The sequence below is a fragment of the Streptococcus ruminantium genome (genome assembly GCF_003609975.1).
Classification (GTDB): domain Bacteria; phylum Bacillota; class Bacilli; order Lactobacillales; family Streptococcaceae; genus Streptococcus; species Streptococcus ruminantium.
The window spans coordinates 1,337,936-1,357,153 of record NZ_AP018400.1; the positions used below are offsets into that span (position 1 = coordinate 1,337,936).

The 19,218-nt window shown below is 40.0% G+C and carries 16 protein-coding genes; 4 read left to right on the forward strand and 12 right to left on the reverse strand.

Going from position 1 to position 19,218, the window contains the following annotated elements; translation table 11 throughout:
* Positions 1-11 precede the first annotated feature (11 nt).
* Both SR187_RS06355 and cdaA read right to left on the reverse strand, forming a co-directional pair.
* Entirely contained in the window at positions 12-716 is a 705-nt protein-coding gene (locus tag SR187_RS06355) for a CdaR family protein (protein ID WP_024531932.1), read from the reverse strand.
* Entirely contained in the window at positions 706-1,560 is an 855-nt protein-coding gene (gene cdaA / locus SR187_RS06360) for a diadenylate cyclase CdaA (protein ID WP_024531931.1), read from the reverse strand. Before cdaA ends, SR187_RS06355 begins: the two co-directional genes overlap by 11 nt.
* A gap of 181 nt (positions 1,561-1,741) precedes the next feature.
* Between cdaA and murT the strand changes: the two genes are divergently transcribed.
* From murT to SR187_RS06375, 3 genes are all read left to right on the forward strand, one after another.
* The gene (murT, locus tag SR187_RS06365) at positions 1,742-3,085 is read left to right on the forward strand and encodes a lipid II isoglutaminyl synthase subunit MurT (RefSeq protein WP_120171885.1); all 1,344 of its coding nucleotides are present in this window, start codon (positions 1,742-1,744) and stop codon (positions 3,083-3,085) included.
* The gene (gatD, locus tag SR187_RS06370; RefSeq protein WP_120171886.1) at positions 3,085-3,870 is read left to right on the forward strand and encodes a lipid II isoglutaminyl synthase subunit GatD; all 786 of its coding nucleotides are present in this window, start codon (positions 3,085-3,087) and stop codon (positions 3,868-3,870) included. The genes murT and gatD overlap by 1 nt, the downstream gene beginning before the upstream one ends.
* 427 nt (positions 3,871-4,297) lie before the next feature.
* Positions 4,298-6,907 carry a pneumococcal-type histidine triad protein gene (locus SR187_RS06375; RefSeq protein ID WP_120171887.1) on the forward strand — a complete coding sequence of 870 codons (2,610 nt, stop codon included), beginning with the start codon at positions 4,298-4,300 and terminating at the stop codon, positions 6,905-6,907.
* A gap of 169 nt (positions 6,908-7,076) precedes the next feature.
* On the opposite strand, the gene SR187_RS06380 is transcribed toward SR187_RS06375, so the two are convergent.
* The 10 genes from SR187_RS06380 to trpX all read right to left on the reverse strand — a co-directional run bounded on the left by SR187_RS06380 (position 7,077) and on the right by trpX (position 16,755).
* Complete coding sequence (locus SR187_RS06380) at positions 7,077-7,925, reverse strand: putative RNA methyltransferase (protein ID WP_120171888.1); 849 nt, start codon at positions 7,923-7,925, stop codon at positions 7,077-7,079.
* A gap of 23 nt (positions 7,926-7,948) precedes the next feature.
* Positions 7,949-8,254, reverse strand: a complete 306-nt coding sequence (locus SR187_RS06385; protein WP_120171889.1) for a hypothetical protein — start codon at positions 8,252-8,254, stop codon at positions 7,949-7,951.
* A gap of 4 nt (positions 8,255-8,258) precedes the next feature.
* A complete protein-coding gene (gene abc-f / locus SR187_RS06390; RefSeq protein ID WP_120172487.1) occupies positions 8,259-10,148 on the reverse strand; it encodes a ribosomal protection-like ABC-F family protein in 1,890 nt (629 codons plus the stop codon).
* A 100-nt stretch (positions 10,149-10,248) separates the two neighbouring features.
* Positions 10,249-10,605 carry a hypothetical protein gene (locus tag SR187_RS06395; protein WP_120171890.1) on the reverse strand — a complete coding sequence of 119 codons (357 nt, stop codon included), beginning with the start codon at positions 10,603-10,605 and terminating at the stop codon, positions 10,249-10,251.
* Positions 10,606-10,765: 160 nt separating this feature from the next.
* Entirely contained in the window at positions 10,766-11,542 is a 777-nt protein-coding gene (locus SR187_RS06400) for an alpha/beta hydrolase (RefSeq protein WP_120171891.1), read from the reverse strand.
* A 106-nt stretch (positions 11,543-11,648) separates the two neighbouring features.
* Positions 11,649-13,310 (reverse strand): ribonuclease J, encoded by a 1,662-nt coding sequence (locus SR187_RS06405; protein WP_120171892.1) that lies wholly within the window; start codon positions 13,308-13,310, stop codon positions 11,649-11,651.
* Between the two features lie 234 nt (positions 13,311-13,544).
* Positions 13,545-14,027 carry a prolyl-tRNA synthetase associated domain-containing protein gene (locus tag SR187_RS06410; protein WP_120171893.1) on the reverse strand — a complete coding sequence of 161 codons (483 nt, stop codon included), beginning with the start codon at positions 14,025-14,027 and terminating at the stop codon, positions 13,545-13,547.
* Between the two features lie 91 nt (positions 14,028-14,118).
* Positions 14,119-14,877 carry an ABC transporter ATP-binding protein gene (locus tag SR187_RS06415; protein WP_024531922.1) on the reverse strand — a complete coding sequence of 253 codons (759 nt, stop codon included), beginning with the start codon at positions 14,875-14,877 and terminating at the stop codon, positions 14,119-14,121.
* A complete protein-coding gene (locus tag SR187_RS06420; protein ID WP_024531921.1) occupies positions 14,874-15,740 on the reverse strand; it encodes an ABC transporter permease in 867 nt (288 codons plus the stop codon). Before SR187_RS06420 ends, SR187_RS06415 begins: the two co-directional genes overlap by 4 nt.
* A gap of 13 nt (positions 15,741-15,753) precedes the next feature.
* Positions 15,754-16,755, reverse strand: a complete 1,002-nt coding sequence (gene trpX / locus SR187_RS06425; protein WP_120171894.1) for a tryptophan ABC transporter substrate-binding protein — start codon at positions 16,753-16,755, stop codon at positions 15,754-15,756.
* A gap of 706 nt (positions 16,756-17,461) precedes the next feature.
* On the opposite strand from trpX, the gene SR187_RS06430 reads away from it, so the two are divergent.
* Complete coding sequence (locus tag SR187_RS06430; RefSeq protein WP_120171895.1) at positions 17,462-19,120, forward strand: Rqc2 family fibronectin-binding protein; 1,659 nt, start codon at positions 17,462-17,464, stop codon at positions 19,118-19,120.
* The last annotated feature ends 98 nt before the right edge of the window (positions 19,121-19,218 follow it).

Sequence of the window (19,218 nt, forward strand, 5' to 3'; positions counted from 1 at the left end):
TTCTTAACCCCTTATTTTGTTTTTGTAAGTGCAACTTGCATATTAACTTCTGTTTGTGAAAGAACAACCGGCAAGACATTACCATCTGCATCAACTGCGCGCAACTTAGCAACCCCACTATAGTCCTCAGACAAGTTGCTAACATCCATGGCTACGGCTTCAATACGGTCAATCTTAGCCATGGTCTCCTCATCAGTCGTCACCTTGACCGTATCTAAATTAACAGAAACCTTGGACAGACTATAGCCTTCTGCCAACTGATTGCTGTAGACTCGTCCTTCAACTGGAAAAGCCTTGCTCACTCGTTTACCAATCTTGACAGTGATGGTATCAGGCGCTAAAGTCGCACTCACTCCTGCTGGCAAATTGGCTAATTGGAGTTTAACTGTCTGCGTTCCAGCGCTTACCTTCTTTAGATTTGCAATAACTTGAAAAGTTCGAGTCAATTCTGCAGATTCTCGCTGCAACAGAACGCGATTGGAGCCACGCAACTCAACTGCTACTGTTGATGAAAAGCCTGAAATAAAATACTTGCTCGTATCGTAATCTATCTCAATCGGCACGTTATTCAAGGTATGCACATAGGTTTCTGATTCTTTATTTTTTGCTGATGATTCTGATGTTTTATAGTTGGTAGTTGTTGCATAGAAAAAGAGCAACAAAGCTAGAAAAACTGATAAGACTAAGTGGCCGACCGCCTTAAATTTATCGTGCATGTTTGCTTCCTCCCAATCGTTTCCAAATAGGCTGTTTGTCTGCATGTTCAGAAATAAAAGTGGAGCGCAATTCAGCTTCAAATTCTTCAAGCGTCAAATCATGCTTGAAGACTCCATTGTGAGCAATTGAGATGCTCCCTGTCTCTTCCGAAACGATAAAGACAAAGGCATCTGAGACTTCAGACAAGCCGATAGCTGCACGATGGCGAGTACCAAACTCCTTTGAGATTCCTGCACTTTCTGACAACGGCAAATAGGCACAAGCAACTGCTACCTTATCTTCTTTAACGATAACAGCACCATCGTGAAGCGGTGTATTGGGAATGAAAATGTTAATCAGTAATTCCCGTGACACATCCGCATTTAGAGGGATTCCTGTCGCCCTGTATTCTTGCAAGGTTCGTGCTCGTTCAACTGCTACAAGTGCTCCGATTTTCCGCGGTGACATATAGGCCACCGACTTGAGAATGGCATCAATTAACTTCTCTTCTGCACTCACAGTATTTGCGGTAAAAATCTGAGTTGTACGGCCAAGCTTTTCCAACATAGCGCGCAACTCTGGTGCAAAAATAACAACTGCCGCAATAACTCCGTAAGTTATGACTTGATTCATCAACCAAGCAATAGTCTGCAAGCCAAATAAACTAGCCACAATCTGAGCAATGATAAACAGAAAAACCCCACGAATCAAGGTCATAATTTTAGTGCCTGCAATAGCCTTACTAAAATTATAAATTAAATAAACAACAATGCCAATATCAATTAAGTGAAGTAAGGCGGTCCATGGACTAACAATCAGACTCGACCAATACCCCGCATCTAATAACTGGTTAAAGTTTAACATATCGTTCTCATACTTTCTAACTCATACATAGTAACGACTCCATTATACCATATTTTTTCCTATATTCTTTAGAAAACCATGACCATCCCATTAAAAAGATTACAGATTTACTGCGAAAATATGTCGAAGATCTGCATACTCTATTATAGAAAATCAAAAGGCTTTGTGTTAAAATAAGTCCATGAAAATAAATACATTACTAGGGATGATAGCAGGAAAAACTTCCCAATTTGTTTTAAGTAAACTCGGTCGTGGAACAACCTTGCCAGGAAAAATTGCTCTTGCATTCGATAAAGATATTCTAAACAGTTTGGCAAAGGATTATGAAATCGTTGTTATCACTGGCACAAATGGTAAAACTTTAACAACTGCGCTAACAGTCGGTATTCTTCAGGAGGCTTTTGGGGAAATTACCACTAACACCAGTGGAGCCAATATGATTACAGGGATTACGGCTACCTTTTTGTCTGCCCCCAAAAATAAAAATGGCAAAAAAATTGCTGTGTTGGAAATTGATGAAGCCAGTCTTACAAGAGTGACTGACTTTATCAAGCCAAGCCTGATTGTATTCACTAATATCTTCCGCGATCAGATGGATCGTTACGGTGAGATTTATACGACTTACCAGATGATCTTAGATGGAGCTGCAAAGGTACCAACCGCCACTATTTTAGCTAACGGTGACAGTCCGCTTTTCAACTCAACGACAATCATCAATCCAGTCAAATACTACGGTTTTGCGACAGAAGAACATGAGCCTCGCTTGGCCCATTACAATACCGAAGGCGTACTCTGTCCACATTGCCATCAAATTATTCGGTATAAGCTCAATACCTATGCAAATCTTGGAAGCTATACTTGTAGCAATTGTGAATTTAGCAGACCTGAATTAGATTATAAGCTGACCAAGCTCAAAGAAATCACCAATACTTCTTCTTCCTTTGTTATTGATGATCAAGACTATAGAATCAATATCGGTGGTCTCTACAATATTTACAACGCTCTTGCAGCAGTCAGTGTCGCAGAGTTCTTTGGGGTTCCATCTGAGAAAATTAAAGCTGGCTTTGACAAGAGTAAGGCGGTTTTTGGTCGTCAAGAGACCTTCAAACTAGGCAACAAGGACTGTACCCTCGTCCTCATTAAGAATCCGGTCGGTGCAACTCAGGCTATGGAGATGATAAAGTTAGCTCCTTATGAATTTAGCTTGTCTGTTCTTCTCAATGCTCATTATGCTGATGGTATTGATACTAGCTGGATATGGGATGCCGATTTTGAGCAGATTTCACAGATGAAGATTCCTCAAATTTTTGCAGGCGGAGTTCGTTCTTCAGAGATTGCTCGCCGTCTTCGCGTCACTGGTTATCCAGAAAATCAGATTGTTGAGAAGTCAAAATTGGAAGACATCATCAACTTGATTGAACACTCCAGCAGTCAACATGCTTACATACTAGCGACCTACACTGCCATGTTGGAATTCCGTGACTTACTAGCCCAGCGCCAAGCTGTTGGAAAGGAAATGAAATAATGGTTTATACTTCATTAAAAAGTCCCGATAGAGACTATCCTTACAAGCTCTATATTGCTCATCTCTACGGAGACTTGATGAATACTTACGGTGATAATGGCAATATCCTTATGCTCAAATATGTAGCAGAAAAGCTAGGAGCTCGTGTTCAGGTTGACATCGTCTCTCTGAAAGATGGCTTTGATAAAGAATTCTATGATATTGTCTTTTTCGGTGGTGGTCAAGACTATGAGCAATCTGTTCTAGCCAAGGATTTACCAACCAAGAAAGAAAGTCTAGCAGATTTCATCGAAAACGAAGGCGTTATGTTAGCTATCTGCGGTGGTTTCCAATTACTCGGACAATACTATATCGAGGCTAGTGGACGTAAAATTGAGGGCTTGGGAATTTTGGGACACTACACTCTCAATCAGACTAATAATCGCTATATTGGCGACATCAAAATCCATAATGATGAATTTGATGAAACCTACTATGGATTTGAAAACCATCAAGGGCGCACTTTTCTAGCGGATGACCAAAAACCACTGGGTAGGGTTATCTATGGAAATGGTAACAATAAGGAAGATGGCGGCGAAGGAATGCACTACAAAAACACCTTTGGCAGCTATTTTCACGGTCCCATACTCTCACGTAATGCCAATCTAGCTTATCGCTTGGTCACAACAGCCCTTCGGAAAAAATACGGACAAGCTATTCCACTTGCAAACTACGTAGACATTCTCAGTAAAGAAGTTGCAGAAGAATACAGCGATGTGAAGAGCAAGGCAGAGTTTGAGAGATGAGATTTCAGGAAAAACAAACTCATGCTTTGCGCAAATTAAACAGTTCTTGTAGATCTTTTCAATCTGTCATTTGACAACTAGAGATGACCAAGCACCACAACTAGTTTCCGAAACATGGATCATCTATCTTTTAAGATTGTTACTTGATGAGGAAACATTCCCAAAAACGTCTAAAGTTTAAACTTTGGACGTTTTTTCAATAAATACTTGCACAGTAAATCAGATTGATTCTACACCTACCTACTAACACCATACCTATGCCTTGCACTACGACAAGCTCACCCCATTTGACAACTCAGAAAAATAAAGAACAGTTAGAAGGAACACCTTCTGTTAAAAATTTGATACACAGTTACTCATATGGCTTGCAGGAATATCTAAAATGATATATAATTAACTAGTTAAGTATAATATCAAGGAGTAAAGAATGACAAAAAAGACTAGACTCTTGGCCTTAGCAGGAACAGGAATTGTTTTAGCAGGAGGTCTATATTTTGCCGTACACCAATCACCTAAACAATCTATGGAAAAAACAGATAAAATTGAGCAAAAAATAAAAGAACCACGCTCTACATCTGTAAAAAAAGAAACAGATACTCGCAAAAAAGTTGCAGGAATCGATTTTCCAACCGATGATGGCTTCCTCTTAGAAAATGAATCACAAATCCAAGCTAGAACAGATACAGGAATTGTGGTCGCTCATGGTGGACACTCGCATTTTCTTTTTTATTCAGATTTGAAAGGGACAAAATGGTCTTACCTAATTCCTCAGGAAGCTAGAATGGTCTCACCTACTAGTCCGCTAGACTCAAGTGCTGCGCATCAAGGAACATCTTCGGCTCAAGGACATCACTATGTGTTCAATACGGCAGATATTGTCGCTGAAGATGCCAACGGATATACAGTAAGACATGGTGACCATTATCATTATATTTTGAAATCAAGTTTATCAACGGATCTCAGAGCCAGTGCTCAGCAACAGTTTCAGCGCTTGCAAAATCAAGCAGGACCTAGTACAGAACGTACAGAAGCAGGTATAGCAGGAATTCATTTTCCAACCAGCGATGGCTTTCTCTTTGATGGAACTGGTATTGTCGGCAGAACAACTTATGGTTTGCGTGTCTCTCACGGAGAACACACTCATCTAGTCACTTATGACAGCTTAAAAGGGACGGCTTGGGAAAATCTTATCCCTTCACCATCACCACAGATTGATGAAAAACCGCTACCATCAGTCCCTCAGACACATGATCTATCAGCAGAAATAGCTGCTAAACGAGAACATTTAGCTAAGTCATTGGGAATATCGGTTGAGGCTGTGAAAGTAGATAAAACTGAGGATGGTTCAGTAGTTCTCAATTACCCTCACGGAGATCATAGTCACTCAATAAGTTTATCAGAAATTGACGTGAATAAACCATTTACGAATCCAGATGAGCCGATTAAGCAGATCGAGGGTGAAACCATTGAGGAACGTAAAGAGCGCCTTATCAAAGAATACATGGAGCGTTTTAAAGTTCCTCGCGAAAATATTACCGTTGATGGTAATTATATGTCTGTTAAGCATGGAGATCATGCACATATCTATAAGATTGATCCTAATTTACCAGACGACCCTGAGCGTGATGTAAAAACAGAAACAACGAATCTTGAAGTTGAAGAACAATTAGTTCATGGACCTTTTTATACAGAAGGACTTATGGAGAATTTAACACGCAATGGTGTCTATCAAAAATACAAGCCAAGCGGTATTAAAAATATTAAAAACTTTATCTTATTAACATTTAGCACAAATAGCGAATATGGTGACTTAGTCGTTAATGGTAAAAAGAATAAAAGAGTTTACTACTTGATCCGTAAGGACTTAAATTGGGAAGACTTACACATTCAACGTCCAGACGCTGTCAAACATGAAGGCAGTACCTTTAAAGGGTGGAATGCTGAACTGCCATCGCATGGAAAAATGCCTAGAGAGCACCAGTACTTCCACGTAAAATTTACTAAAGTAAAAGAAAAACCAACCAAGAATATCTATACTCCAGCTGATGATGTATCTAATATTGATTTATCCAACTATGTTTCTGTCAAATATACTACAATATTTAATGGCCGACTTAAATTAAACGATCGCATCCAAGGAGGATTTACCTATTTCGTAAAATCAGATTTGACTTGGAAACAAGCTAAGGAACAAGGATTGATTGCTCCGGAACCTGTCCCAAATAATGGGTATGAATTTATTGAATTTAGAAATGTTATTACCGGTGGAAAAGGGGAGAATGACCCCGTTAGCTTAACAATTAGCTTGGCTGCCTTTGGTTCAACAGCACCTCATTTAGGACCTTATATTGCAGCTAATCCCGAAAATCCAACAGATATAAATGACCCAAGCAGACATCCTAACTATTATTGGCATGATCCCAAGCACTATGTCGCAGTTGCCTTTAAAGCCACAGAGGGTGGGCAATTGCAAACACGTCTAGGAACCAGTAAAACAGTTGTCTACCTAGTCAGAAAAGGGTTAACACTGGAACAAGCTGGGATTTTTCCACCTGTTTTAAAACCAGAAAACGGCTATAGAAGAGATTATAGGAAACCTGTTATTCCAGATTCTGCGTGGGATACTCCTGCCTTAGCAGATACCACCTATAATATTGATTTTGATAAGAAAGATAGTCCTCAGAAAGAGCCAAACCACATAGAGGCAACAAAAGAGGTAACACCTCCTGTTTCTAAAGATTCAAACAAGCCTGATAAAACAGGGGACAAACAAGATACCGTAGTTCATCCAAACAACCAATCCATTGGAGAAACTACTATTCCTGACATAGCCAAAAGTGAGTCTGAAACACCGTCTCCTTCATCACCACAGGATCAACATACCCCTAATACTTCTCATACAGTTGATAATTCTGCCCAGAATGGACATAAAGATATTTCTCGGACAATCAATGATCTTGTAAAGGAGGAACCTAAGTCTGATACTTCTCATACAATTGATGGCTCTATTTCTGATTGGTTGAAAGAATTCGTATAGAATAAACAATCTATTATCAGAGTTTTATTTTCAATCAGTGTAACTGCTTAATAAAGAGGCAGCCAGAAAAGCTGGGCTGAAGGTTTATTTACTACAATCTTATCATTCGAGAAAAACATTACCCAAAAACGTCCAAAGTTTAACCAGCTTTGGACGTTTTTCAATATACCTAGTTATTAGAACTCAATGTCTCTATTTTTCCCACTAAGAGCAAACCTTCAATGGTAATTTCCTTCAACTGGCTGAGATCTAGCTGGGACTGATCCACTTGAAAAAAGAGTGGCGTCATATCTGCCAACACTTGAGCATGGGCTTGACTGATTGGCAACGTGCGACTGACTAAAATCTCCTCAATCTGCCCCATGTATGACTTGAAATAATCCACAATCTCACGGTTGTCATAAGACTCCTTGCGTAACTGTTTTTGGGCTAAATGGCGAAGCTCCTTGAGATGGTTTGGACCCGGAACCAGTTTGAAAACAGTTCCACCTTCTTTAAGTACTCTGGTAAATTCCTGATAATTGGCGGGAGAAAAAATATCCAAAATCCCATCAATAGTCTTATCTTGTATAGGTAACTTGGTCAAATCCCCGACAAACCATTTGACTGCCTTTGTACTATCTGTGCGTGCTGCCAACAAGACGGAATCCTTAGAAATATCAAAAGCAAGAATATCCAAGTTCATTTTCTGAGCCAACTTACGAGAATAAAATCCTTCCCCACAGCCGATGTCTAAGACTGATTGTAAGCGCAACTCAGCTATTTTCCCTTCAAGAACCTGATAGAGATGATCATAATATCCTTGTTCCAAAAAAGATTGGCGGTTTTCAAAGTTAGATTTATGATAATTAGCAGACTGTTTAACCTGAGGTGCTAGGTTGACATACCCCTGTTTGGCAATATCAAAGGTATGTCGATTTGAACAGCGTAGGCTATTTTGATCAAGACCAAGAACCTGCCTACAGTATGGGCAGGCAAAAAATTGATCGCTATTTGTAAAACGTTGGTGTTTCATCATAGAGTTCCACTTTCATTTGCATCTTATCCGAAATAAACATCAAGAATAAATTCTGAGTTTATTGTATCAACATTTTCTAAGTCAATCTCATACCCATAGGACCATTTAGAAATAGCTTTATTTGCACTTTCTATCCAAAATAATTTATCAAAATCAGCATCAATGCCGAACAGAACTTTTCTGTAAGTCTCTTTTCTGTCAAAGCAAACTAATTTGCACTTAACAGCAGTCGGGTTTTCTTCAGCATACCGAGCCAATTTTTGACGAATAACCTTACTGATACTATCCCAGCGTAATTTAGGATCCGGCTCTTTACTGTTAATTATCATACATCTACTCCACTAGGACTGCCCATTCTTCCATAAGATTTTCTTGTTGATGAGTCAGTTGGTCGATTTCCTTTTGGTAATCGGTCAACTGACCAAGGTCATTGGTTTCTAACATAGCTTGATTGAGCTCATTCAAGCGGTTTTCGATGGTATCAATTTCCGCCTCGATTTGTTCTACACGGCGTGCTAATTTGCGTTGTTCTTTCTGATTTTCCTTTTGAGCTTGGTAGTCCATAGCTCCGACAGATTGGCTAGTCGTTTCTATTTGTACAGACTGATTTTCTGCTTCTAGCTCTGCCTTTTTCTCTAAGTAATAATCATAGTCGCCCAAGTAGAGCATGGAGCCTGTTTCTGAAATCTCCAAGACTTTGGTGGCAATGCGGTTGATAAAATAACGATCATGGCTGACAAAGAGTAGTGTACCATCGAACTCAATGAGGGCATTCTCCAAGACTTCTTTACTGTCAATGTCTAAATGGTTCGTTGGCTCATCCAGCACGAGAAAATTATTATTTTCCATAGAAAGTTTAGCAAGAAGTAACCGAGCTTTTTCACCACCAGAAAGCATGGAAACCGACTTTTTGACATCATCTCCTGAAAAGAGGAAAGCACCAAGACGATTACGAATATCCACTTCCGGCAAGGTCGGAAAGGCTGACCAAAGCTCTTCGAGGATGGTGTTAGATGGCGTTAGAGCAGCCTGTGTTTGGTCATAGTAGCCCAACTCAACATTAGCACCAAGCTTAGCATCTCCTTTTATGAACGGAATGGATCCCACAATAGATTTGAGTAAGGTTGTTTTACCTATACCATTTGGTCCAACAATAGCAATGGCATCTAGTTTGCGTTGATCAATAGAGATTGGTTGGGAAAGGACAACTCCATCATAGCCCACTGCTGCCTCCTCAACTGTCAAGACAATGTTACCCGAAGGCTTATCCGATTGAAAGGTCATGGTAGCAGATTTCCTACCTAGCATTGGCTTATCCAAGCGATCCATCTTTTCCAACTGCTTGCGTCTGGCTTGGGCACGCTTGGTAGTTGAAGCACGGACGATATTTTTTTGGACAAAATCTTCTAGCTTTGCAATCTCCTTTTGCTGCTTTTCGTAGTTTTGTAGCTCTGTCTGTAATTTTTGTTCTTTTAATTCGACAAACTGTGAGTAATTGCCCACATAACGATCTAAGGAATGTTTCGTTAGATCAAGAGTAATCGTTGCTACTTTATCCAAAAAATAGCGATCATGGCTAACAATGATGATTGCTCCCTTATAGTGAAGCAAATAATTTTCTAGCCAAGCAATAGTCTCAATATCCAGATGATTAGTTGGCTCGTCTAATACCAAGAGTTCTGGGCTCTCCAAGAGCATTTTCGCCAAAGCTAACCGAGTGTTTTGACCACCAGACAACTCAGAAATTTTCATATTCCACATGGCTTGGTCGAACTTGAATCCATTCAAAATAGCACGAATATCAGCCTCATAGTTGAAACCGCCAGCCAGACGAAATTCCTCAGACAAGCTATCGTAAGTCTTCATGAGCTGGTCTAAGTCACTACCAGATAGGCTCCCCATTTGTTCTTCCATGTCACGCAGGCGTTTTTCAATCATCCGCACATCATCAAAAACGTGGAGCATTTCATCATAGATTGTATTTTCCGACTTAAAGCGACTATCCTGTGCCAGATATGAAAGAGAAAGACTACGCTTGGTCGAAATCTCACCACTAGTCGCTGCTTCTTCTCCTACAAGAATTTTCAATAGAGTAGACTTTCCCGCACCATTTTTACCAACAAGAGCAATCCGGTCCCTTTCATCCACTTGAATATTGATATTATTAAATAAAACTTCACCCGCAAAGGAGCGTGCGATCTTGTTTCCGCTTAGAATAATCATAGAGATATTGTACCATAATTTTGTGAGGTATTGGTATTCCTTTTTCAATTCACAAAAAAACAGTAACTTTTCAGCTACTGTCTTCATCCATTTTGTCCCATCAACCTAAACCACTAAGTAACTCCTTGTTTTGCCAAAGTAAATAGAGACCCCCTCCTATGATAATCAGCATGAGGATAAACTTTATTACACCTTTGACAAAGCGGATAAGCACCAATAAAATCATTGATACAATCAACCAGCCCCAAGCTGAAGAATGTAAGAGTGATTCCATTCCAGCAAGACTGCTACCTGCTAAGAAACGGATAGGAGATGGAATTTTTTCTAACCAGTCCGCTGAAACACCAAGTTGGTCTATAATAGACTGGCCACTTGTTTTGAGCCAAGTAAAAATTCCTGCATTGTAGACGAAAAGCAGAACCTGCTCAGGATAACGTTTAATCAAATTAAGAATCATTTAATAGTGTAATTCCCTTCTGTAATAATCATAAAAGATAAGGCAGGCCTTTGCAACATATAGACAATCGAAATAGAGCGTAGAATATTTGCCTTACACTAATATCTCTACAATAGAAATAAATGTCAGTATAGGCCCATTTGAACTCTTCCTTAAAGTTCTAGGATAACCTTTCTTCCAGTTCAAAGTCAATAGGTAACCAGGCTAAAACTTTCTCTATCTGCTGGTTCCAGTAGTACCATTCATGTTTGCCAGGTCCGATACTTGCTTCAATATTCAAGCCTAGATTTTTCAACTGACGAACGGCTTTTTCATGACCTTCAAAAAGAAAGTCTTCCTCTCCACACCAGGCATAAAATTTTGTCTTTTTGTCTGATTGCTTGGCAATTTCCAGCAAATTATTTGGATTTTTAACATTTGAAATGTCACCAAATACACCACTCCAGTAATTGAAACTACCGAGTTCTTCTGCCGCTGGATTATCAAAATCAAAATACAGAGCACCAGACAAGGAGGCTGCGTAAGAAAAACGATTGGTAGACATGGCTATCTTGAAAGCTCCATAGCCTCCCATAGATAGACCGGCAATAAAATTTTTCTCTCGCTTATCCGACATATTAGGGAAGAAACGCTTGAGGATTTGTGGTAGTTCTACTGCAATAGCATCAAAGTAGTCCATTCCGTAGGTCGTGTTGGTATACCAGCCCTTGTCCGTATTTACCATAACGACAATAAGATTGGTATAGCGCACCAACCGCTCAATGGTCGAACGATTGAGCCAGGAATCATGATTGCCACCCATCCCATGCAAAAGATAGAGGACTGGAATATCTGTATCATCAGGATTTTCCACCCGATTGCGATCCGGGTAGAGAACATTGACCTGTCTGGACATGTCTAGTACCTCTGAATGATACTCAAGTTTCATAATAGCCATGATCAATTCTCCTATTCTAAAGAGCCCGAGTTTCCTCTGGCTCTTATACAATTTTGTACCTATAGTCGATAAAAACTAAGTGCTTTTCAAAGAAAATAGAACTTTTTTACTTAACTTCCATAATCACTGGTAGGATGGCAGGGCGACGTTTAGTTTGGTCAAAAAGGAACTTCGAGAGACTATCACGAACAGCACTCTTTAACTCTGTCCAATCAAAACTATCCTTCGTAAAATAATTTTCTACCGTTGCATTAACTAATTCTGAAGCTTCTCGCAGAATGTCCTTACTCTTTTTGACGTAGACAAAACCACGTGTATTGACCTTGGCTTTAGAAATAATTTTCTTTTCACGGCGGTTAACGGTAATGGCAACAATGAAAATACCGTCTTCAGAGAGGATTTTCCGGTCACGAAGGACAATATTTCCAACATCACCCATGGCATTTCCATCAATCATGACATCACCAGCAGGAACCGCTCCGCTATGGACAAAATCACCCGCTTCAAAGGACATAACATCACCACGTTTAACAATGATAATATTCTCTGGAAACATGCCAATCTCTAGTGCAGCCTTGGCATGAGCATCAAGTTGACGGTACTCTCCCTGAACCGGGAAGAGATACTTAGGTTTCATAATGTTGAGCATCAATTGCAAATCACGCGCATTTCCATGTCCAGACACATGGAGGTTTTTGGTAATAGATTTGACCGTTCCGCCAGCCTTGTAAATCAGGTTTTCCACACGAGCAACTACTGCTTCTTTTGAAATACTTGGTGTTGTAACAATGTAGACTAAATCACCATCTTTGATTTCAACATAGCGGTGCCTACCAATAGCCATCTTACGTAAACCATTCAATGGTTCACCCATGCGACCTGTTTCTAGAATAATCAGTTCATGTTCTTCATACTTGCCCATATCCTTAGGCTTAACTAAGAGATGTTCACTAACGAGACGAAGTTTTTTCAACTGAATAGCTGTACGAACAATGTTTTCTACGTCATATCCCGTCAAAACAACACGACGCCCAGTTGCCTCAGCCGCATCAAAAATCTGTTGGATGCGAACAATATTGCTGGCTACAGCTGCAACAATCACACGACCATCACAGTCTGCAATGGTATTAAGAATTTCTTCGCCTGCTTCGTGCATGCTAGCTAATTGAATACTGCTGTCAGCATTGGCTGAGTCGGATAAGAGGGCTAGAACTCCTTCATTTCCGATTTCAGCTAAACGACCAAAATCGGTTCGATAAAACTCGTCTGCTGCTTGGTCAAACTTGAAATCTCCTGTATAGACGATATTTCCTTCGTTAGTTTTGACAACAATTCCTAAACTCTCTGGAATAGAGTGAGTCGTTTGGAAGAAGGAAACGACTGAATCACCGAAATCAATTTCTGTCTCTGCATTGATAATATGAAAATCGTTAAATTTCTTTGTTGCATTGTTACTTTTGACCAACAATTTAGCCAATTCAATAGTCAAATGTGAACCAAATACTGGAACCTTCACTTTTTCCAAAAGATAAGGAAGTGCTCCGATGGCATCTGCGTGTCCATGTGTCAGAAAGACTCCTGCCACACGATGTTTATTTTCTTCCAGATAGTCAAAATTTGGGACAACTACATCGACACCCAATTGTTCATTTTCAGGATACTTTGCTCCGGCATCTAGAATAAAAATATGTTCATTCACCTCGGCAATATAGAGGTTTTTTCCATTCTCACGTACACCACCGAGGGCCATGATTTTTATGGTAGTCATGTTTACTCCTTTGTGGACATCTTACAGATGTCTCATTATTTTTTTACTAACGGTCCTTGGAAGGTCTCCCAAGTCGAATTACAGTCTGCTAAATAGCTATCACTATCATTATACATTTTTTCAGGAAAATTTACAAAAAACTCTGCTGAAAATCAACAGAGTTTCCCCTTATCTCTAACCGTAATCTTTCTTCAGACAGGAAACTTCCTCACTTTCACCCCAGTATCATCATCCTCATAGTTCAATGATATGGGCTGTAAAACCGATTTCTTCTACGAATCGTAATACATCTTCTGTCTTTATAAAAATAGTCTTAGTATTGACATTAGGATGGAAGGTCAAGATAGGATCCGATAGAATTTCCTTATCAAAATAAACTTGAATATCTCTTTCAGGATTATTCAGCAAACCAAATACAGATACAACGCCAGCAGGCAGCTGCATTTTTTCCATCAGGCTATCGCTTGATGCCATCCGAATACGATTAGCTCCAACCAACTCACGAAACAAGTCCATATCCAACTGTTTTTGGTCATCCATAATCAGTAAATAATAGGCTGTTTTCTTCTTATTTGTCAGAAACATGGACTTAGTACGGACTCCTTCTAGTCCTTCAATATAACGATCCGCGTCTTGCGTTGTCAGAGCTGCAGGATGCTCTACGATTTCATAATTCATTCCCAGTTGTGCTAACCGTTCAAAAACAAGATTTTCCATAATGAGGCCTCATCTAGATGTTAGTTAAATTATACCTTATTTCGCGATAAAACCAAAGGATAATGTAAAAAGTCTGGATTATCCCAGACCTTTAATCAAATAATTTATAATAATCTTCCAGTTTCATTTGAGATTTCTCTTCTGTGGTCTGATCTTGAATAATCCGGCCATTCTTCATGACAATCAGACGATTCCCATGAGCAAGAGCATCTTCCATTCGATGGGTTACCATGAGGGCAGTCATCCCTTTGTTTTCAATCCACTCACTAGTTAATTGCATTAGCGACTGACTGGTCTTAGGGTCCAAAGCTGCTGTGTGCTCATCTAGTAACAAGAGGTCTGGTTGCTTCAAACTAGCCATTAAAAGACTAAGTGCCTGACGCTGCCCCCCAGATAGAAGACCCGCTGGCGTATCCAAGTGTTTCTCAAGACCATTTCCCACTTTTGGCAGGAGTTGCTCAAACTCTTCTATATGCTGGGACAATCTGCGTGGAATCAAGTTCCGCCCTTCTCCACGATGTTTGGCAATGAGCAGATTTTCAGCCACTGTCATTCGCGGTGCTGTTCCCATTTTTGGATCTTGAAAGACACGTGCTAGGTATTTGGCACGCTTTTCTGCTGACCAGTTGGTTACATCCTCACCTAAGATATGCACTGTACCACTAGTCAAAGCTAGAGTTCCTGCAATAACATTAAAAAGGGTTGATTTACCAGCTCCATTTCCACCCAAAATAGTGATAAAATCACCTTGGTAAATGGTTAAATTAACATTGTCTAAAATGACCCGTTCCTCATCAAAACCACTGGTCACCACCTTGGTAGCATTTTTTAATTCAACAATTGCTCTCATCGTGATAAGTTTGCTCCCTTCATGATTTTTTTCTTGAACTCAGGTACCATAAGACAGACCGCCAAAATCATGGCTGAGAAGATACGGAGATAGCTAGTATTGATGCCCAGGGAAATCACCAGCAGAATCAGAAACTGATAAAAAATGGCACCTACCACGATAGCTAAAAACCTCTCTAGCATAGTCAGATTTCCATAAATAACTTCTCCTATAATCAGACTAGCCATCCCTACCACGATAACCCCAATACCACGAGAGACATCCGCGTAACCCTCTTGCTGTGCAATCAAAGCTCCAGAAAGGGCAATGATACCGTTTGACAGGATAAGCCCCATTAATTCCATTCGACTGGTGTTGATACCAAAACTACGAGCCATCTCTGGGTTATCTCCTGTAGCGATAAATGCCTGCCCAAGTTGAGTATATAGGAAGAACATCAGACTAGTAATCACAAAAACTATACTTGATAATCCTAGGAGCAATTCATTGACCTGGTTAGAGAAGGGGAGAAGATTTTGGAGTCTACCAGCATGGAGCAAACCTAAATTTGCCCGCCCCATAATGAAGAGAATGACGGAATGACAAGAAGACATAACCAAGATTCCAGCCAAGAGAGTCGGAATTTTACCCTTAGTATATAATAAGCCTGTGACCAAACCAGCCAAGCAACCAGCCATCACTGCTGCCAGCGTTGCCAAGATAGGATGTACTCCTTGAGTTAGCAGAGTAACAGCCACAGCTCCTCCTAAAGGAAAAGACCCCTCTGTCGTCATATCGGGGAAATTCAAAATCCGAAAGGTGATAAATATTCCCAAACCGAGTATGCCCCACAAGAGGGCCTGTGATATAGTTGATACAATCATATTTTTCCTTTTCTTATTCGATAACTTTACTTGCCTTATTGAGGACATCTTTGGACAAGACAATGCCCAACTCTTTTGCAGCTTTCTGGTTCACTACAACACTTCCTTGATGAAAAATCTGAACAGGGGTATGAGCTGGATTAGCACCATCCAATACCTTAGCAGCCATCTTACCAGTTGCCACGCCCAGATCATATTGGTCAAGTGTTACAGAAGCAATACCTCCATCTGCCACCATATCTTCTACACTAGTAAAAATAGGAGTTTTTGACTTATTGGCAACAGAGACTACTGTCGAAAAGGCAGAAGCCACTGTATTGTCAACCGGTGTGAAGAGTACATCTGCCTTTCCACTTGCCACTTCGACTGTTGAAGCTATTTCATTACTAGAGGCTACAGCGTATTCCAGGACTGTATAACCTGCCTTTTCAGCAGCTTTCTTGAACTCTGCCACTTGAATTTTGGAATTGTCCTCGTTGGAGGAATAAAGAACACCGATCGTTTTAGCACTTGGTGTAATTTGTCTGATAAGAGAAACAGTATCTGCTACTGGGGTTTGATCAGAAACACCGGTGATATTACCCGCAGGATTTTTCAAATCTGTCACCAAATTGGCACCGATTGGATCTGTCACAGCTCCCATGATAATCGGTAATTCCTTTGTCGCATTCGCCAATCCCTGAGCTGCAGGTGTCGCAATACCAATCAATAGCTGGTTGTCATTTGCCACTAACTTTTTGCTCATAGTCTGAACTTGTGACTGATCCCCTTCAGCATTCATAAAGTCAATGACAAGATTATCCGCTGTTGCATAGCCTCCATCTTTCAGACCAGCCTTAATTCCTTTATAAATTTCATCAAGGGAATCATGGGTCACAAACTGGAGGACCCCAATTTTCACTTTTTCAGTTGTTGCTGCCTGTCTACTCCTTTCTTGTTGTGTCATAAAGAGGGCAGCAATTACCATTGCCGTTAAGGCAAGTATCGTAGTCAATAATTTTTTATTTTTTATCATAATCTTATCTCCTTTTAGCACTAATCATTCATGTCACCAAATCACTATTCCACCATCGCCATCGTTTCATCAGCATTACCTCATTCTATTACTAAGTTATTGTCAAATTTAGATTACTTTTAGGGGAAAAATGAAGAGTGGGGCTATCATAGCACAACATAAAAGTAACTGAATAAGACAATGAAAAAAACTCGCAGGAAAATATCCTGCGAGGGCGTCAATGACACGGTGCCACCTCACTTATGGGAATTTGTCTAAAATCCTCCCATATCTCTTCTCCTCTAACAAGGAGTCGCACTGTAAGGTGTGCAAACCGAACTGTCATTGTTTTCAGTTCATTTTCGTTGATTGTTTTAACCTATGACTGCACTAGCTCTATTGCTATACCACTAGTATATTAGCTACATCAACCCATCTTATCCTAGGTTGAAGATTCTGGCACAAAACAATCTCATCAGCCCATTTCATAAAACTCCGCCACCTGTTCACAGCTACCACAGGCTCCCTGAAGACTTCTGCCCTACTACTTCTTCTGATTACGTTTGATTATACGGTATCCGAAAATCTTTGTCAAGACTTTTGATTAAATTTTCTGAAAACTTTTTTACAAATGAACCTTAACTCATGGACTATTACCCAAATCTATAAATCTGTAAAATATGATATACTAGACAGAGCTAGATTTCAGGAGAGAAAGAGGGAAAGCATGTCTTTTGACGGATTTTTTTTACATCATATAACAAAGGAACTCAAAACTAATTTGGAAGGTGGGCGGATTCAGAAAATCAATCAGCCTTTTGAACAGGAAATTGTTCTCGCTATTCGTAGCAACCGCCAAAGTCACAAATTGCTTCTATCTGCCCATCCCATGTTCGGAAGGGTACAGTTGACACAGACCGAGTTTTCCAATCCAAAAGTGCCAAATACCTTCACGATGATTCTGCGAAAGTATTTACAGGGAGCTGTTATCGAAGAAATTCGTCAGTTGGAAAATGACCGTATTTTGGAGTTTTCTGTGTCCAATAAAGATGAGATTGGCGATCATATTCAAGCGACTTTAATTGTCGAAATCATGAGCAAACATAGCAATATTATTCTAGTTGATAAATCGGAACATCGGATTATTGAAGCGATTAAGCATGTTGGTTTTTCACAAAATTCTTACCGAACACTTTTACCGGGTTCAACCTATATTTACCCACCGAAAACCAATTCACTCAATCCTTACACAGTGTCTGACGAAAAACTATTTGAAATTTTGTCTACTCAAGAGCTCAGTGCCAAGCATCTCCAACAACTTTTTCAAGGACTAGGACGAGATACAGCAGACGAGTTAGCTGGCCATCTGACTAGCAATCGTCTAAAGAACTTCCGAGCCTTCTTTAACCAGCCAACACAAGCGAGTCTGACAGATAAATCCTATGCTGCTCTGCCATTTGCCAATAGTCCTGAAAATGAACCAGCTTTTAAAAGTCTAGGAGATCTGTTAGACTTCTATTACCAAGATAAGGCTGAACGCGATCGCGTTTCCCAGCAAGCCAATGAATTGATTAAGCGAGTGACTAGTGAGCTTGAAAAAAATCGTAAAAAGTTAGTGAAACAGGAACAAGAGTTGAGGGATACCGAAACAGCGGAATTGGTACGGCAAAAAGGAGAGCTGTTAACAACCTATCTTCATCAGGTTCCTAATAACCAAGCGAGTGTAATCTTAGACAATTACTATACAGGTGAGGAACTTGAAATTGAATTGAATGTAGCCTTAACACCTAGCCAGAATGCCCAGCGTTATTTTAAGAAATACCAGAAACTCAAAGAAGCTGTCAAACATCTGACTTCCTTGATTGAGGAAACCAAGGCAACCATCACCTATCTGGAGTCTGTGGATACTATGCTAGAGCAAGCAAGTTTGTCAGAGATTGATGAAATTCGTGAGGAGCTAATTGAGACAGGCTACCTCAAACGCCGTCACCGTGAAAAAATTCATAGACGCCAGAAACCAGAACGCTACTTGGCAACGGATGGAAAAACTATTATTCTAGTTGGAAAAAATAATTTACAAAATGATGAGTTGACCTTCAAAATAGCTAAAAAAGGGGAACTTTGGTTCCACGCTAAAGATATTCCTGGTAGCCATGTGATTATTACAGGGAATTTGGATCCTAGTGATGAGGTTAAGACCGATGCAGCAGAACTTGCAGCCTACTTCTCCAAAGCTAGACATTCTAATCTTGTCCAAGTTGATATGATTGAAGCCAAGAAACTTCACAAACCAACTGGCGGGAAACCGGGCTTTGTGACCTATCGTGGACAAAAAACACTCCGTGTCACTCCAACAGCAGACAAAATAAAATCCATGAAAGTCTGATTCATGGATTTTTTTACTTGTTCATTAAGAATGTCATTCGATTGATTAACTGTTGGAGGTTCTTCTTGATAAAAGCTAAAGCATACATATCTTGATTT